Genomic DNA, 20,037 nt, shown 5'->3' with positions numbered 1-20,037 from the left:
GACCACCACCACCCCCCACATAGGCGCTTCGCGCCACCCCTGTCCAATTTCGTCGTAATGAAGAGAGCACCGTGGCCGCCGACAAGATCGACTCCATCGTCAGCCTGAGCAAGCGCCGTGGCTTCGTCTACCCGTGCAGTGAGATCTACGGCGGCCAGCGCGCCGCCTGGGACTACGGGCCGCTGGGCGTCGAGATGAAGGAGAACCTCAAGCGCCAGTGGTGGCGCTACATGGTCACCTCGCGCGAGGACGTGGTCGGTCTCGACTCGTCGGTCATCCTTGCCCCCGAGGTCTGGGTGGCCTCCGGCCACGTCGCCACGTTCACCGACCCGCTGACCGAGTGCACCTCCTGTCACAAGCGCTTCCGCGCCGACCACCTGGAGGAGGCATACGAGGAGAAGCACGGCCACGCGCCCGCGAACGGCCTGACCGAGCTCAACTGCCCCAACTGCGGCAACAAGGGCACCTTCACCGAGCCCAAGCAGTTCTCGGGTCTGCTCTCCACTCACCTCGGCCCGACCCAGGACTCCGGCTCGGTCGCCTACCTGCGTCCCGAGACCGCCCAGGGCATCTTCACCAACTTCGGCCAGGTGCAGCAGACTTCGCGCAAGAAGCCGCCGTTCGGTATCGCCCAGATGGGCAAGTCCTTCCGGAACGAGATCACTCCGGGCAACTTCATCTTCCGCACCCGTGAGTTCGAGCAGATGGAGATGGAGTTCTTCGTCAAGCCGGGCGAGGACGAGGAGTGGCAGCAGTACTGGATGGACCAGCGCTGGAACTGGTACACGGACCTCGGCATGCGCGAGGAGAACATGCGCTGGTACGACCACCCGGCGGAGAAGCTCTCCCACTACTCCAAGCGCACCGCCGACATCGAGTACCGCTTCCGCTTCGGCGGCAGCGAGTGGGGCGAGCTGGAGGGCGTCGCCAACCGCACGGACTACGACCTCAAGGCCCACTCCAAGGCCTCGGGCACGGACCTGACCTTCTTCGACCAGGAGGCCGGCGAGCGCTGGACTCCGTACGTCATCGAGCCGGCGGCCGGTGTCGGCCGCGCGATGCTCGCCTTCCTCCTCGACGCCTACATCGAGGACGAGGCGCCCAACGCCAAGGGCGTCATGGAGAAGCGCACCGTGATGCGTCTCGACCCGCGCCTCGCGCCGGTCAAGGTCGCCGTCCTGCCGCTGTCCCGCAACCCGCAGCTGTCGCCGAAGGCCAAGGGCCTCGCGACCGACCTGCGGAAGAACTGGAACATCGAGTTCGACGACGCGGGCGCCATCGGCCGCCGCTACCGCCGTCAGGACGAGATCGGTACGCCGTTCTGCGTCACCGTCGACTTCGACACCCTCGACGACAACGCGGTGACCGTGCGCGAGCGCGACACCATGAAGCAGGAGCGCGTCTCCCTGGACCAGATCCAGGCCTACCTCGGCGCCCGCCTGCTCGGCTGCTGACCCATCGAGTCCGCGGGCGAAGCCCCGGTCCCCGCGCGGGGGCCGGGGCTTCGTCGTACCGCGGCACCGGCGTCCGGTCGGCCGAAAACCGGGTGCGGGGCCCGACCGGGGCGGGGTACGGTTCCGGCATGTATTCGTTCTTCCAGATCTACGAGTGAGAGCGCGGCGGGTCCGACCACCCGCCGCCCGCCGGACCGATTCCAGGTCGCTTCAGACCTCACTTCGCACTACGAACGGGAGAACGCCATGGCCAAGAGCCGTAATAACCTGCTCGGTGTGGGCGGACAGCGCAAGAAGCTGTCCCGCGCCGAGCAGCAGGGCGCCGGCCCTGCGCGCGACGCCGACCGCAAGACGGCGGCCGACCAGAAGCAGGAGCTGCTGCGCAAGATGCGCGAGCGTGCGCAGTCGGGTACCGCGTCGGAGTCCTCCTCGGACGACGCCGCGCAGCCGGACGCGCCCGAGCAGGACGCCCCGGCGCAGAGCTGACGCCCCCTCGCCACCCGCACGACCGTGGGCCCGGATCATTTCGTATGTCGTGATCCGGGCCCACGCCCATGTCCGCACCCTGCTGCTCGACCGCGGCGAACGCGGCCACCTCTTCAGGCCCTGGGGTCAGACCTTGGAGCTCGCCGACGTCTGATCCCCGGCCGGGGCATCCGCCTGCCTCTCCAGCCGCTGGGCGGTCCGGCGTGCCGTCTCCCGCGCCCAGCGCCCGCTCGTCAGCGCCCCCACCAGCAGGACGCACAGCCCGCACCCGCCGATGATCCACCAGGCGGGCTTGCTCGCGTCCACGAAGGCCGCCGCGTACCCGGCACTGCGCGGCGCCCCGGCCCCGGCCACGCCCGCCGCCAGCACCGCACCGATCACGGCGACCCCGAGCGTCCCGCCGATCTGACGGCTGGTCGAGGCCACCGCGGCCGCCACCCCGGCCTGTGAGCGCGGCATCCCGGAGACGGCCGTGTTGGTGATCGGCGCGTTCACCATGCCGAAGCCGAGGCCGAAGAGCACGAAGCCGGTGAACATCAGGACGTCGTCCGTCTCCGCGTCGAACGCGGCGAACAGCAGCCCGCACGCCGTCATGGCCACGCCCGCCACGAGCAGCGAAAGCCGCGGCCCGCGGTTGCCGACGAGCCGCCCGGACAGCGGTGCGCTGACAAAGGTCAGGGCCGCCATCGGCAGCATGTACAGACCGGCGTGCAGCGCACTCAGCCCGCGCACGTTCTGCAGATACAGGGTGTTGAGGAAGAGGAACCCGCTCAGTGCGGCGAAGGCGCAGACCGCGATGACCGTGGCACCGCTGAACGGGGCGCTGCGGAAGAACCGCAGATCGATGAGGGGCTCGGCACGTCGGCGCTCGTACAGCAGCAGGCCGGCCAGCGAGCAGACGGCGAGCACGGTGAACACCAGGATCCGCGGCGAGGTCCAGCCCACCGAGGGCGCCTCGATGATCGCGTACGTCAGCGAACCGAGCAGCCCGATCACCAGCAGCTGCCCCACCGGGTCGGGTCGGCGCGGCTTCGGGGCGCGGGACTCGGGGACGTAGCGCCAGGTGAGCAGGAGCGCGGCGAGGCCGACCGGCAGATTGATCCAGAAGATCGACCGCCAGCCGACCGAGTCCACCAGCAGACCGCCGACCACCGGGCCCGCGGCCATGGAGATGCCGACGACACCGCCCCACACCCCGATGGCACGGGCCCGCTCGCGCGGGTCGGTGAAGGTGTTGGTGATGATCGACATCGCGACGGGGTTGAGCATCGATCCGCCCACCGCCTGCACCATCCGGAACGCCACCAGCGACTCCAGGTTCGGCGCCACGGAGCAGAGCAGCGAACCGAGGGTGAAGAGGACGAGCCCGATCTTGAAGACCTTGCGGCGCCCGATCCGGTCGGCGGTGGAGCCCGCGAGCATCAGCAGCGAGGCCAGGACGAGGGTGTAGGCGTCGATCGTCCACTGCATGCCCGCGACGGTGGCGTGCAGCTCCTTCTGCATGGATGGCAGGGCGACGTTGAGCACGGTGTTGTCGAGACTGACGATCAGCAGACTCATGCAGCAGATCGCCAGCACCAACTGCCGTCGGCGGTGACTGAGCTCGGGCATACATGGATAGTACGGTTAACTAACGAACTCCGCCGCCGGAGAGCCCCGCTCCGTACGCGACAATGGAGCAATGACCACGCTCGCCCCCTCGCTCCCGCTGCTCCGGATCGGCCCGCACACGGTGCAGCCGCCGGTGGTGCTCGCCCCCATGGCCGGCATCACCAACGCCCCGTTCCGCACCCTGTGCCGGGAGTTCTCCGGCGGCAAGGGGCTGTTCGTCAGCGAGATGATCACCACGCGGGCGCTGGTCGAGCGCAACGAGAAGACCATGCAGCTGATCCACTTCGACGCGAGCGAGACCCCGCGCTCGATCCAGCTCTACGGAGTGGACCCGGTCACCGTCGGCAAGGCCGTCCGGATGATCGTCGACGAGAACCTCGCCGACCACATCGACCTGAACTTCGGCTGCCCGGTCCCCAAGGTGACCCGCAAGGGCGGCGGCTCGGCGCTCCCGTACAAGCGGCCGCTGCTGCGCGCGATCCTCAACCAGGCGGTCTCCAACGCGGGTGATCTGCCGGTCACCATCAAGATGCGCAAGGGCATCGACGACGACCACACGACCTACCTGGACGCGGGCCGGATCGCGGTCGAGGAGGGTGTCACGGCTGTCGCCCTGCACGGCAGGACGGCCGCCCAGCACTACGGCGGCACCGCCGACTGGGACGCCATCGCCCGCCTCAAGGAGCACGTCCCGGAGATCCCCGTCCTGGGCAACGGCGACATCTGGTGCGCGGACGACGCCCGCCGGATGATGCGCGAGACCGGCTGTGACGGCGTGGTGGTGGGCCGCGGCTGCCTGGGCCGCCCCTGGCTCTTCGGTGACCTGGTGAGCGCGTTCGAGGGCACGGGGACGCGGCAGGCACCGGGGCTCCGGGAGGTCGCCGACGTGATGCTGCGGCACGCGACGCTGCTGGGGGAGTGGATCGGCGACGAGACGCGGGGCGTGATCGACTTCCGCAAGCATGTCGCCTGGTACCTCAAGGGCTTCGCGGTCGGCTCGGAGATGCGCAAGAAGCTCGCGATCACCTCGTCGCTGGAGGAGCTGGGCGGGCAGTTGCAGGAGCTGGACCTGGACCAGCCGTGGCCGGACGGCGCGGACGGGCCGCGCGGGCGCACCTCGGGCAACAACCGCGTGGTGCTGCCGGACGGCTGGCTGAAGGACCCGTACGACTGCGCGGGCGTGAGCGCGGACGCGGAGCTGGACACCTCGGGCGGCTGAGAGCCGGTCGGAGGTCACCCGACAGGCTCTGAGGGGGTTCGCCCGGTCTTCCGGGCCCTTCGCGGGCACGCGGCGCCACAGGCACCGCGTGCCTCTTCTTTTGCCTCGCTCATCTGAGCGCCACATTTAGTCGGATTCGGCGGCGGTTCGGTCGGTGGACGGCTCGAACGAGTCGGAAACGGGCATCGGGCGGTGACTCGGCCCCGCCCTGGGTGCGCTTCGGTGATCAACGCGTGACGGGCAGTCGCCGATCGGGCGTCCGGATGGTGACATCTGAGCGCCGACCGTAGAGTGATTCTCGCCACCCTGAGAGCTGGTGTGCTCGGATGAGCGCAATTTTGAGGGCTGCATTTCTCAAATGATGGCACTGGGTGCCAAGGACCTCCACTTTGATCGATCGACGCTTCCGTTGCGCAGTGTCACCAGAATGGCCGATATTGATAGCCCTCAGTGCTTATGTGTTCAAGAAGTGAACGAATACTGCCGATCGGACTACAGGTCGCGTCACTTTCGATCTGCTGGCGGACGGGTGGTTGAGGCCTCATGACGCGCAAGTGGACGTACCCAGACACCTTCGATCTGGGTATGTTCCTCGCCGTCAGGGCAGCCACCGCGTCCTCGAGGAGTCGAGACCCGTGTCGGAAAACAAAGATCCCCACGTAGCCACCCCGGAATCCCCGGAGCTCAAGGGCGAGAAGTTCGTTTATGACTTCACCGAGGGCAACAAGGATCTGAAGGACCTCCTCGGCGGCAAGGGTGCGAACCTCGCCGAGATGACCAACCTCGGGCTTCCCGTCCCGCCGGGATTCACCATCACCACCGAGGCGTGCAAGGTCTACCTCGAAAGCGGCGAGGAGCCGACCGAGCTGCGCGCCGAGGTCAGCGCGCACCTCGACGCCCTCGAAGCGCGGATGGGCAAGAAGCTCGGCCAGGCCGACGACCCGCTGCTGGTCTCGGTCCGCTCCGGCGCGAAGTTCTCGATGCCCGGCATGATGGACACGGTTCTCAACATCGGCCTCTCCGACGAGTCCGTGGTCGGTCTCACCGCCCAGGCCGGCGACGAGCGGTTCGCGTGGGACTCCTACCGCCGCCTCATCCAGATGTTCGGCAAGACCGTCCTCGGTGTCGACGGCGACCTCTTCGAGGAGGCGCTGGAGGCGGCGAAGGAGGCCAAGGGCGTCACCGTCGACGTCGACCTCGACGCGGCCGACCTGAAGAAGCTGGTCAAGCAGTTCAAGAAGATCGTCGCGCGGGACGCCGGACGCGACTTCCCGCAGGACCCGCGCGAGCAGATGGACCTGGCCATAAAGGCCGTCTTCGACTCGTGGAACACCGACCGGGCCAAGCTCTACCGCCGCCAGGAGCGCATCCCCGGCGACCTGGGCACGGCCGTCAACGTCTGCTCGATGGTCTTCGGCAACCTCGGCCCCGACTCCGGTACGGGCGTCGCGTTCACCCGTGACCCGGCCAGCGGCCATCAGGGCGTGTACGGCGACTACCTGCAGAACGCGCAGGGCGAGGACGTCGTCGCCGGTATCCGCAACACCGTGCCGCTCGCCGAGCTGGAGTCGATCGACAAGAAGTCGTACGACCAGCTGATGCAGATCATGGAGACGCTGGAGACCCACTACAAGGATCTCTGCGACATCGAATTCACCATCGAGCGCGGCCAGCTGTGGATGCTCCAGACCCGGGTCGGCAAGCGCACCGCCGGTGCCGCCTTCCGGATCGCGACCCAGCTCGTCGACCAGGGCCTGATCGACGAGGCCGAGGCGCTCCAGCGGGTCAACGGCGCGCAGCTGGCGCAGCTGATGTTCCCGCGCTTCGACGACGAAGCGAAGACCGAGCTGCTGGGACGCGGCATCGCCGCCTCTCCGGGCGCCGCGGTCGGCAAGGCCGTCTTCGACTCGTACACCGCAATCAAGTGGTCCCGGTCCGGCGAGAAGGTCATCCTGATCCGCCGCGAGACCAACCCCGACGACCTCGACGGCATGATCGCGGCCGAGGGCATCCTGACCTCGCGCGGCGGCAAGACCTCGCACGCCGCCGTCGTCGCCCGCGGCATGGGCAAGACCTGTGTCTGCGGCGCCGAGGACCTGGAGGTCGACACCAAGCGCCGCCGGATGACAGTGGGCGGCCGGGTCGTCGAGGAGGGCGACGTCGTCTCCATCGACGGCTCCACCGGCAAGGTGTACCTCGGTGAGGTCCCCGTCGTACCGTCCCCGGTCGTCGAGTACTTCGAGGGCCGGATGCACGCCGGCGCCGACGACGCCGACGAGCTGGTCGCCGCCGTGCACCGGATCATGGCGTACGCGGACCGGGTGCGCCGGCTGCGGGTGCGGGCCAACGCCGACAACGCCGAGGACGCGCTGCGGGCCCGCCGCTTCGGCGCCCAGGGCATCGGCCTGTGCCGCACCGAGCACATGTTCCTCGGCGAGCGCCGCGAGATGGTCGAGAAGCTGATCCTCGCGGACACCGACGCCGAGCGCGAGACCGCGCTGGAGGAGCTGCTCCCGCTCCAGAAGGCCGACTTCATCGAGCTGTTCGAGGCGATGGACGGACTGCCCGTCACCGTACGGCTGCTCGACCCGCCGCTGCACGAGTTCCTGCCCGACATCACCGAGCTCTCGGTGCGGGTCGCGCTCGCCGAGTCCCGCAAGGACGCCAACGAGAACGATCTGCGTCTGCTCCAGGCCGTGCACAAGCTGCACGAGCAGAACCCGATGCTCGGTCTGCGCGGCGTCCGTCTCGGGCTCGTCATCCCCGGCCTGTTCGCCATGCAGGTACGGGCGATCGCCGAGGCCGCGGCCGAGCGGAAGAACGCCAAGGGCGACCCGCGCGCCGAGATCATGATTCCGCTCGTCGGCACGGTCCAGGAGCTGGAGATCGTCCGCGAGGAGGCCGACCAGGTCATCGCCGAGGTCGAGGCGGCCACCGGCACCCGGCTGAAGCTCACCATCGGCACGATGATCGAGCTGCCGCGCGCCGCGCTGACCGCGGGCCAGATCGCCGAGGCCGCGCAGTTCTTCTCCTTCGGTACGAACGACCTGACCCAGACGGTGTGGGGCTTCTCCCGCGACGACGTGGAGGCCTCGTTCTTCACCGCGTACCTGGAGAAGGGCATCTTCGGGGTGTCGCCGTTCGAGACGATCGACAAGGACGGTGTCGGCTCGCTGGTGCGCAGCGCCGTCGCGGCCGGCCGGGCCACCCGCCCGGACCTGAAGCTCGGCGTCTGCGGCGAGCACGGCGGAGACCCGGAGTCGGTGCACTTCTTCCACGAGGTGGGCCTGGACTACGTGTCCTGCTCCCCGTTCCGCATCCCCGTCGCCCGGCTCGAAGCGGGCCGTGCGGCGGCGGGTTCGACCGGCAGCGACAGCCGCTGACCCGTTACCGGACTCCCTGACCCCCTGACCCGGAGCGCCGTCGGCCCAGCACGACCCTCACCGGCTCGACGGCAACTCCGGAACACCCAAGGACGGCGGCACCCTGTGCGGGGGTGCCGCCGTCTCGTTTTGTTCTGGGGAAAGTCGTTGTTCGACGTTGTGTCTTTTCTTCGCGCATTAGGCAAAGTTCGTTCAATACGCAAAGACATGTGCCCGGAACGGACCGGGATGCGGCCCATGGATCCCCATCCATGGGCCGCACCCGGGTTACCCCCATCGGGCACGGAGCCGCACCGTCGTCCACCGCCGCCGGGCGAGCAAAACCCCCCACGGCCTTCACTCGCCCTTCCGGTGGCGCCGGAATCGTGCCCGACGCCGTACAGCTTTTCGGGTGACGGCGGGTGGGTGCGAGGCGTTTCACCTCTGGCCGAAACCCCGTGGTGACGTGCTGTTACGGATCACCTACCCTGGGGTGGGGGTAATTGCAGGTGCAACAGGTGGGGGACCGGTGCTGCGTATCCATATGTCCGGAGTGGACCTTTCCAAGGTGCGGATGGCCACCCGGCCGGACGCGCTGTGGGAAACCGCTCTGAGTTTCCACCGGCTGAGGGACCGGCGCGGTTCCGCGGTGTTCGGGAAATGGCGTACGGAAACCCGGCCGCGGTTGAATGGTGAAGTACGTCTGCTGTCCGCCGTGATTCCGCCGCGCGGCTATTTCCCGGATTTCCTGACGCCTTCTCAGGAAAACGGCGAACCGTATGGCGTCGACGCGGGAATGCAGGCATTGTGTGACACCCCGCCCGGCCGGGTCCTGGCCGAACTCGCCCTGCTCGGCGCCGAACGCCGCGACGCGGGCCGCTCCCCGGACTGCCGCGCCGAACCGCTCGGCCGCCTCGTCGACGCGCTGCGCAGCTACCACCGCGCCGCCATCGAACCGTACTGGCCGCACATCCGGGCCAGCGTCGAGGCCGACCGCGCCGTACGCGGCCGCGCCCTCCTGGACGGCGGCGCGCACGAACTGCTCGCCTCCCTCCCACCGATGATCCGCTGGCGGGCCCCCGTGCTGGAGGCGGACTACCCCGTCGACCGGGAAATCCATCTGGACGGGCGGGGACTGCTGCTCCAGCCGTCCTTCTTCTGCCGCGTCACCCCGGTCGTCTACCGCGACCCGCGGCTCCCGCCGGTCCTCGTCTACCCGGTCACCCACTCCCGCGCCCCGGTCTTCGCCGAACCGGGCCCCTGGCTCGGCCGGCTCCTCGGCAACACCCGCTCGACGGTCCTGAGCGCCATAGGGAACGGCTGCACGACCAGCGAGCTCGCGCTCCGGGCCGGAGTGTCCCTCGCCTCGGCGAGCCAGCACGCCTGCGTGCTGCGCGAGGCGGGCCTGATCCACACCCTGCGGCACGGCGGCTCGGTCCTGCACACGCTGACGCCCCTGGGCGGATCGCTGCTCCGGGGCGGCGCCCCGCTCGCCCTGTCCTGAGGCGGACGGGGCCCGGGGCGGCGAAAATATTCTTCGCGGGCAGCGATGAGTTCCGGGAAGCCCCGCCGTCTACCTGTCGTACACGTTCGAACAACAGAGAGAGCGAAGCGGCCATGCCTCAGATGATCTTCGTCAACCTGCCGGTCAAGGACCTCGAAGCGACCAAGGCCTTCTTCGGCAAGCTGGGTTTCTCGTGCAACCCGCAGTTCAGCGACGAGAACACCGCGTGTCTCGTCATCAGCGACACCATTTTCGCGATGCTCCTCACCGAGCCGCGCTTCAAGGAATTCACCAAGAAGGAGCTCGCCGACTCCTCGAAGTCCACCGAGGTCATCCTCGCCCTGAGCGCCGAGAGCAGGGAGAAGGTGGACGAGCTGGTCGACACCGCCCTCGCCTCCGGCGGGTCGCCCGCCAACGAGACGATGGACTACGGCCACATGTACGGCCGTTCCTTCCAGGACCCGAACAACCACATCTGGGAGGTCGTGTGGATGGACCCCGCCGCAGTCGAGGGCTAGAGGCTGTCCGGCGGATCAGGATCGGTCAGGGGGCGAGGCCCGGGTACGTCACCCCCGTGAGCTGCTCGGACGCCACCCAGAGCCGCTCGCTCGTCACATCGTCGCGCGTCCAGCCCGCCCGCCAGGACGGGGCGGGCGCACCGCGCCAGCCCAGCAGCCCCGGCCCGGTGAACGAGTCGGGGCGCACGCCGGGCGCGGTCGCCGCGTACAGCGTGGGCAGCGCACCGGCCGACGCGGGCTGGGCGACGATCCGGTTGCCGAGCTCGAAGACCCGCTCCGCCGCCCTGCGGTTCTCCATCCGGGCGGCGGCGGACTGCAGGTTGGTCGCCGCGTAGCCCGGGTGCGCGGCGGCGGCCACCAGCCGGGAGCCGGCCTTCGTGAGCCGTCGCGCCAGCTCATGGACGAAGAGCAGGTTGGCGGTCTTCGAGCGGCCGTAGGCGATCCAGCGACGGTACTTCCGCTCGCTGTTGAGATCCCCCATGTCGATGTCGGACAGCGCGTGCATCCCGCTGGAGACGGTCACCACACGCGCCCCGGGGGTGTCGAGGAGCCTGGGAAGCAGCAACCCGGTCAGGGCGAAGTGCCCGAGGTGATTGATGCCGAACTGCCGCTCGAAGCCATCGGCCGTCGTCCCGTACGGGAGGGCCATCACGCCCGCGTTGTTGATCAGCAGATCGAGCCGGCCGGGCGCATGGGTCGCGGCGAACTCGCGCACCGAGTCCAGATCGGCCAGATCGAGCGGTACGAACGCCACGTCCGCGCCGGTCACGGCTTTCCGGATACGGGACGCGGCCTCCTCGCCGCGCGTCTCGTCACGGCAGGCGAGCAGGACCCGCGCACCGTGCCGGGCCAGCTCCCGCGCGGTGTTCAGGCCGATGCCGCTGTTGGCTCCGGTGACCACGGCCGTACGGCCGCTCTGGTCAGGGATGTCGTTCGCGTTCCAGCCGTGGCTCATGGGCCCAGCGTACGGCCGTGCGGGAACCTCAGGTTTGGCTCAATCGGATGGACGGCGCACGGATCGCGTCCTTAGGGTCGCGATCATGCCCGACATAACCTTCACCACCCTGGTTGTCCTGTGCCTCGCCGCGGCCGCGGCCGGCTGGATCGACGCGGTGGTCGGCGGCGGCGGACTGCTTCTGCTGCCCGCACTGCTCCTGGGCCTGCCGCACGTACCGGCCGCGCAGGTACTCGGCACCAACAAGGCGGTCGCGATCGTCGGTACGTCGGGCGCCGCCGTGACGTACGTACGCAAGGCGCCGGTGAAGGTCGGGACCGCGCTGCGGATCGGGCTCGCGGCGCTGGCCGGATCGATGGCCGGCGCGTTCTTCGCCGCCGGGATCAGCAGCGAGGTGCTCCGGCCGGTGATCATGGTGGTGCTGCTGGCCGTCGCGGCGTTCGTGATGCTGCGGCCCTCGTTCGGCAGGGACACGGACGACGGTGTGCGGCAGCAGGTCACCCGGGCCCGCACCGTCACCGCCATCGTGCTGGTCGGCGGCGGCATCGGCTTCTACGACGGGCTGTTCGGCCCCGGTACGGGAACGTTCCTGGTGCTGGCGCTGACCGCGGTGCTCCACCTCGATCTGGTGACCGCGTCCGCCACCGCCAAGATCGTCAACGTCTGCACCAACGGTGGCGCGCTGGCGATGTTCGCCTACCAGGGCAGTGTGCTGTGGCAACTGGCCGCGCTGATGGCGGTGTTCAACCTGGCGGGCGGGCTCTTCGGGGCGCGGATGGCACTCAGGAAGGGCAGCGAGTTCGTCCGCGGCGTGCTGCTGGTCGTGGTGTTCTCGCTGATCGCGAAGCTGGCCTTCGACCAGTGGACGGCCTGAGCGGCGGATGCCCGGCGGGCGGGGCGACCGTACGACGGGTCCACCATGACGGCGGGTTCACCGCACGGCGGTCAGGTGCGCGTACGCCACCACATTGCCTTCGTACCCCGTCTTCTTCGAGAAGCCGCCGCCGCAGGTGATCAGCCGCAGCGAGGCGAAGGACGCGGCGCCGTACACCCGCTCGTCGGGGAAGTTCTCGTTCTCGTAGACCTCGATCGCGTCGAGGGAGAAGACGGCGGTGCGGCCGTCCTGGCGGACCACCTCGACCGTGCTGCCCTTTTGCAGCACGCCCAGGTCGTAGAAGACCGACCGCCCCTGCGCGTTGTCCACATGACCGGCGACGATCGCGCTGCCTCTGGAGCCCGGGGGAGTGCCGTCCCGGTACCAGCCGACGACGTTGCGGTTCCCGGCCGGGGGCACGTCGAGACTGCCGTCGGGCCCGAGGCCGAGACGCAACATCGGGGCGTCCACCCGGATGCTCGGGATGCGGATGCGTACGGGGGCCGAAGGCTGCAACGGCTCGGCGACCTGGGACCCCGGCTGGGGCTCCGGGCCACCGGCGAAGGCCTGGGCGGCGGTCGGCCGGGGCGGGACCAGCTGGGTGTCGGCACCGTTCCGGATCAGCCAGACACCGGCCAGCGCCGCGATGACCAGCAGCCAGCCCTTGGCCTTCTGGGACACGGTCGTCCTCCGGGTGACGTAAGGGGGACGGTCCCGTCCCGGTGGCGCGCGGCCACCGGGACGGAAACCAGGCGGTACGGAGACGTGAATCCGTCTCTGTCAGCCGGCTTCCTGCGTGCCGCTCGCCCGGCGACGCAGGAGCCAGGCTCCGCCGACGGCGGTCGCGGCGAGAACGCCGGCGCCCGCCGCGATCTGGGTGGTGTCGGGTCGGACGCTGCCGCCGACTCCGGTTTTGACGTGCCCGGTGGGGGCGGTTGGGGCGCCCCAGGGGCGGTGCCCGGAGGACGAGCTGTCGTGCCCGGAGGACGATGAGCTGTCGTGTCCCGACGAGGACGAACTGTCGTGCTCGGACGACGAGCTGTCATGTCCGGACGAGGACGAGCTGTCATGTCCGGACGACGAGCTGTCGGGCTTGCCCGGGCCCTCCTCCTCGGACGGGCTCCCGCTCTCGCGCCCGCCCGAGGACGAACTGTCGTGCCCCGACGAGGACGAGCTGTCGTGCCCCGACGAGGACGAGCTGTCGTGCTCGGACGAGCTCTCGCCCCGGTCCGTGTCCTCGTCCCCGGACGGGGTCTCGCGCCCGCTCGGGATGTCGAGTCCGGAGAAGGCGTCGAGCCCGCCGGCCGAGTCGAGCAGCGAGGGGGTGTCGAGGCCGGAAAGGGCGTCGAGGCTGAACGGGGTGTCCGTGCCGGACCCGGACCCGGAATCGGACCCGGACTCAGAATCGGACCCGGCGTCGTCGGCCGAGGCTTCGTCGCCCGTGGCCCGCGCCCCGAAACCACCGGCCGTCTGCGACGCGGCATCGGCCGATCCGGTCCGCACCGCGCCGGCATCACCTGCGTACGCGGACGGCGCGGCGGTGAGGAAGCCGAGCGTGGCTATGGTGACCGCGGATGCGGCGGTACCGGTCACTAGGCGGGCAGGACGCATGGGGGGTTCCTCCGGCGATGGCGCGAGTAGGTGTGTCCTGACCACGAGCTAACGGGCGGGCCGCCACCCATGCCTGCTGACACCGAGTCAGCTTTCACTCGAACGGACCGGCGCGGCGTCCTTGCCAAGGTGTAATCGCGCAGGTCACAGCGGTGATCGAAGCCGGTGGAGCCGGTCCCGTGCCGACGGGTGCCGATCGGGTGATGCCACCCCGGAAGAAAGTGGCGTACATCACACGCATGACCTCGCGGACGTCGGGCACACGTCTCACACCCCCCACGGGACGGTGCACGGGACCGCCCCCGGTCACCGCCCTCACCGGGCCCATCCCCCCTGGGACCGGTGAGGGCGGATTCGCGCCAAGGGGGGTCCGGTCGCGCACGGTCCGTCACATTCGGTGGCCGATTGCTGCGGCAGCATTTCGACCCGGTGCGGTCGCCCGACCGCGCAGGGGCAGGGCGCGTCAGATCGTGTCCCACCGCGCACCCTCGTACGCCTGCCCGATCCGCTTCATCAACTCCTCGTCCACCGCGAATTCCGTGTCGTCGATCCGCCGGACCGGCGCGATGCCCTGCGAGTTGGTGAGGAACGCCGACCGGAACGCGGCCAGCCCGTCCAGGGTCACCGGACGCCGTACGGACTCCAGCCCCGCGCCGGGCAGTTCCCGCTCCAGCAGCGCCATGGTGATGCCGAGCAGACAGGGAGCGTCCGGCCACACGAGCGAAGTGCCGTCCCAGAAGCCGATGTTGGTGATCGAGCCCTCCGTCACCGCGCCGTCCGGCAGGGTCAGCAGGGCCTCGTCGAACCCGGCGCGGGCGGCCAGCCGTGCGTAGTACGTCTGGCCGAACTCGCCTGGCCGCTTGATGTGCGGCACGGTACGGGCGTACGGAACGGACATCAGGCCGTGCGGTTCGGCGGACTTCCGGGCCGGCCCGCGCACCGTGACCATGACGGTCGTCTCCGTGTCACCCGGCGGCAGATAGCCGTGGACCCGGACCGAGGCGTCCCGCACCCCGGCGCCGTCCAGCGCGTGCCGGATCAGTTCGCGGACCCGTGCCCCGTCCAGACCGCGCTCGAACAGCTCCTGATTGGCGGCGTCCAGCCGTGCCAGATGCAGATCGAGGCCGCGTACCTTCCCGTCCCTGACCTGCATGGCCGTGAAATGGCCGTAGCCGAGGAAGGCCGGAATCCGCAGGTCCGATTCGGTCGCCGGGTGTCCATCGAACTCGGCGTACGGGAAGGGCGCGGGCGGGGGAGTCGTCATGCGCTCCACCGTATGCCGCGACGCCCGGTGGCGGGGCCCGGCGGAAGGGCTTGACCTCAACCATGGTTGACATATGAGTCTCTTCGCATGGACCTCACCACAGCACCCTCATCCACCGCACCCACGACCGGCTCCACCGCACCCCTGAAGGTCGCGGTCATTCTCGCCAGCAACCGCGAGGGACGGTTCGCCCCCGTCATCTCCGACTGGTTCCTCTCGCACACCGGCCCCCGCCCCGACATCCGGACCGACCTGGTCGATGTCGCGGAACTCGACCTCCCCGTCGCCCTCTCCTTCCGGCCCGACGCCGACGCGCAGCCCCGACTCGCGGCCGTTTCATCCAGGTTGGCGGCGGCCGATGCCTTCGTCGTCGTCACCCCCGAGTACAACCACTCGTACCCGGCCCCGCTGAAGAACCTCATCGACTGGCACCGCGACGAGTGGCAGGCCAAACCCGTTGCCTTCGTCTCGTACGGCGGAGTCTCCGGCGGGCTGCGCGCCGTCGAACACCTGCGGCAGGTCTTCGCGGAACTGCACACCGTCGGCATCCGCGAGACCGTGTCCTTCCCCAACGCGGGCGCCCTCTTCGACGACGAGGGCAGGCACCGGGACCCGGCGGGCTGCGACGCGGCGGCCAAGGCGCTGCTCGACCAGCTGGTCTGGTGGGGGCACGCCCTGCGCGACGCCAAGGCCGTCCGCCCGTACGGCGTCTGACCCGGCGGCGCTGCGCCGCGCCGCGGCGTCCCCGACAATCGACGGGTACCGGGACACCCCCGCAACCCGACCCCGCAGGAGCCGAAGGTGACGACGCCGGCATGGCTGACCGTACTGACCACGACGGACAGCGAGGAGAAGGCCCGTTCCCTGGCGCAGGGCGCGGTGGAGGCGCGGCTCGCCGCCTGCGTACAGATCGCCGCGCCCGTCACCTCGGTCTACCGCTGGCAGAACGCCATCGAGACCACCGAGGAGTGGCAGCTGCTGTTCAAGACGACGGCAGAGCGTTACGACGAACTGGAGGCCCATCTGCGGGCGGCGCACGACTACGAGACCCCGGAGATCATCGCGATCCCGGTGGTACGGGGCAGCGCCCCGTACCTTGCGTGGGTCTCGGCCGAGACCGCCCCGGTCACGTCCCTGTAGCGCGGGGGCCGCGGTAGCCCCGGGCCCCTTCCTGGGCTACCGCCCGTGCGCCGCCAGCGCCTCCCCGATCCCGGGCTCCCGCGGCCCCAGGAAGTGCGGATCGGGCTTGAACACGGCGTCCAGCGCCGCCTTCCCCGCCGCGAACACCTCCCGCGTCCCGCCGTAGTACCAGGTCGCGTCGTGCACGGCGTCCACGCCCACCCCGTACGCGTCGATCCCCGCGGACCGGCACAGCGCGATCGCCCGGCGGATGTGGAACCCCTGGCTCACCAGCACCGCGCGGTCGACCCCGAAGATCTTCTTGGCCCGCACGCACGAGTCCCAGGTGTCGAACCCGGCGAAGTCGCTCACGATCCGCTTGTCCGGCACCCCGTGCTCCCTGAGATAGGTGCGCATGGCATCCGGCTCGTCGTACTCCTTCCGGCTGTTGTCACCGGTCACGAGCACGACCTTCACCTTCCCGTCCCGGTACAGCTCGGCGGCGGCCTTCAGCCGGTTGGCGAGATACGGCGAGGGCCTGCCCTGCCAGAGCCCCGCCCCGAACACCATGGCCACCTGCTGCGCGGGCGCGTCCGCGGTCGTCCTGACCCGGGCGTCGGCGACGGCGTACATCCAGGTCGCGGGCGTCAGCGCGAACACACACGCGACCATCACCCCCTGCACGGCCCGCCGCTGCCCACGCCGCGTCCGCGGCCACCGCGGCCGCAACCGCCCGAGCAACTGCCGTCCCGGCCACTTCACCCGCATGGGAGCCCCCCTCTTTCCGTGCCGTGCTCCGTCGTCCCACATGATCGGACGATTCACAGGCCGAAAGGGTTCTCGAGCGGGCAGGATGAATGCCATGAACCGAACCGAAGCCGAGGACGACTGGGTGACGATCGCCGCGTACGAGAACGTGAAGGGCGCCCCGCACCCAGCGGCCGCCGCCCGCGCCTGACTGCGGGACCGGGGCATCGACTGGATGCCGATACCTGCCGGCGAACTGCTCTGCGACCTGGCCTGCGCCCCTGGCCCGGACGGCCACTGGCACGGCTGGATCACCGTCCGTGCCCGCGCCTCGGCGCTGCGCCCCCTGGGCCTCCACCCCGACCAGCCCACCTCCCGTCCCACGGTCCCCTCGCCACCGGGGTGGTGGCACGCGGCGGCGGAGCGGGCGGCACGGCGGTCCCGGTGAACCGGGCCGCGCCCGGCCGACGAGGGAGAACCTGATGAACATCTCCGGGCGGCCGCCTGAGCCCTCTTGTCGGCCCGGCCGTTTACTGTCGGAACCATGGACGGCATGGACGGCACGCACGGCACACAGGACCACGGCACGGCCCCCTACGGCGCGGCCGACGCCGAGCGCTGGGACACCGAGCCGGACAAACGGCCGGGCCGTACCGCGTTCCAGCGCGACCGCGCCCGGGTGCTGCACTCCGCCGCGCTGCGGCGGCTCGCCGGGAAGACCCAGGTCGTCACCCCGGGCACCCGCAGCCATGCCTGGGACGCCAGTCCGCGTACCCGGCTCACCCACTCCCTCGAATGCGCCCAGGTCGGCCGCGAGCTCGGGGCCGCGCTCGGCTGCGACCCCGACCTCGTCGAGACGGCCTGCCTCGCCCACGACCTGGGCCACCCGCCGTTCGGGCACAACGGGGAGCAGGCGCTCAACGACTTCGCGTCGGACTGCGGCGGCTTCGAGGGCAACGCCCAGTCGCTGCGTCTGCTGACCAGACTCGAACCGAAGCGGTTCGTGCCCGACACCCGCACCGGCGAGCTGGTCAGCGTCGGACTCAACCTGACCCGTGCCGCCCTGGACGCCGCCACCAAGTACCCGTGGCCGCGCGGCGCGCACCCCATCGACCCCGGCTCGCCGAAATTCGGGGTCTACGAGGACGACCTGCCGGTCTTCGAATGGGCCCGCAAGGGGGCGCCGAAGGACCGCAAGTGCTTCGAGGCCCAGGTCATGGACTGGTCCGACGACGTCGCCTACTCCGTGCACGACTTCGAGGACGGTCTGCACGCCGGGCACATCGACCCCAACTGCCTCCACGCCGAACCGGAGCGGAACGAGATCTGGGCCGTCGCCATCGGCCGCTACGTCCCGGCGGACACCGAGCCCCAGGAGCTGGCCGACGCCCTGGACCGGCTCATCGCCCAGGACTGGTGGCCGCACGACTACGACGGATCCGCCGTCGCCCAGGCCCGGCTGAAGGACGCGACGAGCCAGCTGATCGGCCGGTTCTGCCTCGCCGCCGAGAGCAGCACCCGGCAGGCGTACGGGACGGGCCGCCTCGGCCGTTACGCCGCCGAGCTGGTCGTCCCCCGCGAGGCCCGCAACGAATGCGCCGTGCTCAAGGCGGTCGCCGACCGGTACGTCATGCAGCGCGCCGAGCAGGAGGCGATCCGCGCCGACCAGCGGATCGTCATCGCCGAGCTGGCCGCCGCGCTGACCGCGCGCGCCCCGGAGGGACTGGAACCGCAGTTCCGGGCGCTGTTCGACGCCGCCCGCGACGACCGGGCCCGCAAGCGGGTCCTGGTCGACCAGATCGCCGCCCTGACCGACGCCTCGGCCCGCTCGCTGCACGCGGCGCTCACGGAACGTAGACACTGGGTGTGACCTGATCGGGGTACACCCTCTTTCGCCATCACGCTGCGTGCGGGACGCTCGCAGTTGGCGGCGCCGCGCAGCAAGCACCGAGGAGGCATCAAGTGGTCGACGCACATCGGACGTTCGTCATCGTCGGCGGAGGACTGGCGGGAGCGAAGGCAGCCGAGACACTCCGGGCGGAGGGTTTCAGCGGCCGGGTGATCCTTCTCGGCGACGAACGCGACCATCCGTACGAACGGCCGCCGCTCTCCAAGGGCTATCTGTCCGGCAAGGAGGACCGCGACAGTGTCTTCGTCCACGAGACCGCCTGGTACGCGGGCGCCGACATCGAGCTGCACCTGGGACAGCCCGTCACCTCGCTCGACCGGGAGGCCCGCGCCGTACAGCTCGGCGACGGCACCGTCGTCCACTACGACAAGCTGCTGCTCGCCACCGGGGCCGAGCCGCGCCGCCTCCCCGTCCCCGGCACGGACCTGGCCGGCGTCCACCATCTGCGCCGCCTCGCCCACGCCGACCGGCTGCGCAACGTACTGGCCGCACTCGGCCGCGACAACGGCCACCTGGTGATCGCCGGGGCAGGCTGGATCGGCCTCGAGGTCGCGGCGGCAGCGCGCGGGTACGGCGCCGAGGTCACCGTCGTGGAACCGGAGCCGACCCCGCTGCACCAGGTCGTCGGCCCCGAACTCGGCCAGATCTTCACCGATCTGCACAGCGACCACGGGGTCCGCTTCCACTTCGGCCTCCGCCTCACCGAGATCATCGGCCAGGACGGCCTGGTGCTCGCCGTCCGCACCGACGACGGCGAGGAGCACCCCGCCCACGACGTCCTCGCCGCGATCGGCGCCGCACCCCGCACCGCCCTCGCCGAGACCGCCGGGCTCGCCATGGCCCCACGCGCGGACGGCGGCGGCATCGCCGTCGACGCCTCGCTGCGCACCAGCGACCCGCACATCTTCGCGGCCGGTGACGTCGCCAACGTGGCCCACCCGCTGCTCGGCGCCCGGCTGCGCGTGGAGCACTGGGCGAACGCGCTGAACAGCGGCCCGGCCGCGGCCCGCGCCATGCTCGGCCAGGACGTCAGCTACGACCGGGTGCCCTACTTCTTCTCCGACCAGTACGACCTCGGCCTCGAATACTCGGGCTGGGCGCCGCCGGGCAGCTACGACCAGGTGGTCATCCGCGGCGACGCGGGGAAGCGGGAGTTCATCGCCTTCTGGCTGAAGGACCGCCGGGTGCTGGCCGGGATGAACGTCAACGTGTGGGACGTCACCGAGACCGTGCAGGGGCTGATCCGGTCCGGCCGGCAGATCGACCCGGACGCGCTGGCGGACCCCTCCGTACCGCTGGAGACCCTGTCCTGAGCCGTGCCGGACAGGCCCGGCCGTCCCGCCCGGCGCTCCCGGACGGGACGACCCGGCCGGTCCGCACGGCACCACCGGGTTCCCCGGATCA

Annotated in this window: 18 protein-coding genes; 12 read left to right on the top strand and 6 right to left on the bottom strand. The window is 70.4% G+C overall.

Translation table 11 applies throughout. The features are described from left to right. The first annotated feature begins 71 nt into the window (after positions 1–71). Entirely contained in the window at positions 72–1,454 is a 1,383-nt protein-coding gene (locus tag OG978_RS13750; protein ID WP_326765511.1) for a glycine--tRNA ligase, read from the top strand. Between the two features lie 246 nt (positions 1,455–1,700). Further along, a complete protein-coding gene (locus OG978_RS13745; protein ID WP_326765510.1) occupies positions 1,701–1,940 on the top strand; it encodes a DUF6243 family protein in 240 nt (79 codons plus the stop codon). Positions 1,941–2,066: 126 nt separating this feature from the next. Here OG978_RS13745 and OG978_RS13740 read toward each other — a convergent pair whose 3' ends face one another. Beyond that, the gene (locus OG978_RS13740) at positions 2,067–3,551 is read right to left on the bottom strand and encodes an MFS transporter (protein ID WP_326765509.1); all 1,485 of its coding nucleotides are present in this window, start codon (positions 3,549–3,551) and stop codon (positions 2,067–2,069) included. A 70-nt stretch (positions 3,552–3,621) separates the two neighbouring features. Between OG978_RS13740 and dusB the strand changes: the two genes are divergently transcribed. The 4 genes from dusB (at position 3,622) to OG978_RS13720 (ending at position 10,154) form a co-directional block, all read left to right on the top strand. After that, positions 3,622–4,770 carry a tRNA dihydrouridine synthase DusB gene (dusB, locus tag OG978_RS13735; protein WP_326765508.1) on the top strand — a complete coding sequence of 383 codons (1,149 nt, stop codon included), beginning with the start codon at positions 3,622–3,624 and terminating at the stop codon, positions 4,768–4,770. Positions 4,771–5,405: 635 nt separating this feature from the next. After that, positions 5,406–8,153: a pyruvate, phosphate dikinase gene (gene ppdK, locus OG978_RS13730; RefSeq protein WP_326765507.1), complete on the top strand. Its 2,748-nt coding sequence runs from the start codon at positions 5,406–5,408 to the stop codon at positions 8,151–8,153. A gap of 508 nt (positions 8,154–8,661) precedes the next feature. After that, complete coding sequence (locus tag OG978_RS13725; RefSeq protein ID WP_326765506.1) at positions 8,662–9,636, top strand: ArsR/SmtB family transcription factor; 975 nt, start codon at positions 8,662–8,664, stop codon at positions 9,634–9,636. Between the two features lie 113 nt (positions 9,637–9,749). Then, the gene (locus OG978_RS13720) at positions 9,750–10,154 is read left to right on the top strand and encodes a VOC family protein (RefSeq protein WP_326765505.1); all 405 of its coding nucleotides are present in this window, start codon (positions 9,750–9,752) and stop codon (positions 10,152–10,154) included. Positions 10,155–10,179: 25 nt separating this feature from the next. Here the strand turns inward: OG978_RS13720 and OG978_RS13715 are convergent, their stop codons facing one another. Further along, complete coding sequence (locus OG978_RS13715; RefSeq protein ID WP_326765504.1) at positions 10,180–11,109, bottom strand: oxidoreductase; 930 nt, start codon at positions 11,107–11,109, stop codon at positions 10,180–10,182. Between the two features lie 85 nt (positions 11,110–11,194). Between OG978_RS13715 and OG978_RS13710 the strand changes: the two genes are divergently transcribed. Next, positions 11,195–11,983 (top strand): sulfite exporter TauE/SafE family protein, encoded by a 789-nt coding sequence (locus tag OG978_RS13710; protein ID WP_326765503.1) that lies wholly within the window; start codon positions 11,195–11,197, stop codon positions 11,981–11,983. Between the two features lie 57 nt (positions 11,984–12,040). Here OG978_RS13710 and OG978_RS13705 read toward each other — a convergent pair whose 3' ends face one another. The 3 genes from OG978_RS13705 to OG978_RS13695 all read right to left on the bottom strand — a co-directional run bounded on the left by OG978_RS13705 (position 12,041) and on the right by OG978_RS13695 (position 14,858). Next, a complete protein-coding gene (locus tag OG978_RS13705; RefSeq protein ID WP_326765502.1) occupies positions 12,041–12,664 on the bottom strand; it encodes a class F sortase in 624 nt (207 codons plus the stop codon). A 99-nt stretch (positions 12,665–12,763) separates the two neighbouring features. After that, positions 12,764–13,594, bottom strand: coding sequence for a hypothetical protein (locus OG978_RS13700; RefSeq protein WP_326770318.1), 831 nt, complete (start codon positions 13,592–13,594; stop codon positions 12,764–12,766). Between the two features lie 463 nt (positions 13,595–14,057). After that, positions 14,058–14,858, bottom strand: a complete 801-nt coding sequence (locus OG978_RS13695) for an aminotransferase class IV family protein (RefSeq protein WP_326765501.1) — start codon at positions 14,856–14,858, stop codon at positions 14,058–14,060. A gap of 87 nt (positions 14,859–14,945) precedes the next feature. On the opposite strand from OG978_RS13695, the gene OG978_RS13690 reads away from it, so the two are divergent. After that, positions 14,946–15,572, top strand: a complete 627-nt coding sequence (locus tag OG978_RS13690) for an NADPH-dependent FMN reductase (protein ID WP_326765500.1) — start codon at positions 14,946–14,948, stop codon at positions 15,570–15,572. 87 nt (positions 15,573–15,659) lie between these two features. Then, positions 15,660–15,998, top strand: a complete 339-nt coding sequence (gene cutA, locus OG978_RS13685) for a divalent-cation tolerance protein CutA (protein ID WP_326765499.1) — start codon at positions 15,660–15,662, stop codon at positions 15,996–15,998. A 36-nt stretch (positions 15,999–16,034) separates the two neighbouring features. Here cutA and OG978_RS13680 read toward each other — a convergent pair whose 3' ends face one another. Continuing rightward, the gene (locus tag OG978_RS13680; protein ID WP_326765498.1) at positions 16,035–16,745 is read right to left on the bottom strand and encodes a SanA/YdcF family protein; all 711 of its coding nucleotides are present in this window, start codon (positions 16,743–16,745) and stop codon (positions 16,035–16,037) included. 214 nt (positions 16,746–16,959) lie between these two features. Between OG978_RS13680 and OG978_RS13675 the strand changes: the two genes are divergently transcribed. The 3 genes from OG978_RS13675 (at position 16,960) to OG978_RS13665 (ending at position 19,946) form a co-directional block, all read left to right on the top strand. Then, positions 16,960–17,172: a hypothetical protein gene (locus OG978_RS13675; protein ID WP_326765497.1), complete on the top strand. Its 213-nt coding sequence runs from the start codon at positions 16,960–16,962 to the stop codon at positions 17,170–17,172. Between the two features lie 96 nt (positions 17,173–17,268). Then, positions 17,269–18,594 carry a deoxyguanosinetriphosphate triphosphohydrolase gene (locus tag OG978_RS13670; protein WP_326765496.1) on the top strand — a complete coding sequence of 442 codons (1,326 nt, stop codon included), beginning with the start codon at positions 17,269–17,271 and terminating at the stop codon, positions 18,592–18,594. Positions 18,595–18,686: 92 nt separating this feature from the next. After that, positions 18,687–19,946, top strand: a complete 1,260-nt coding sequence (locus tag OG978_RS13665; RefSeq protein ID WP_326765495.1) for an NAD(P)/FAD-dependent oxidoreductase — start codon at positions 18,687–18,689, stop codon at positions 19,944–19,946. Positions 19,947–20,037 lie beyond the last annotated feature (91 nt).

This window comes from Streptomyces sp. NBC_01591, from assembly GCF_035918155.1.
GTDB lineage: Bacteria > Actinomycetota > Actinomycetes > Streptomycetales > Streptomycetaceae > Streptomyces.
This window is presented reverse-complemented; position numbering and strand designations above follow the sequence as displayed.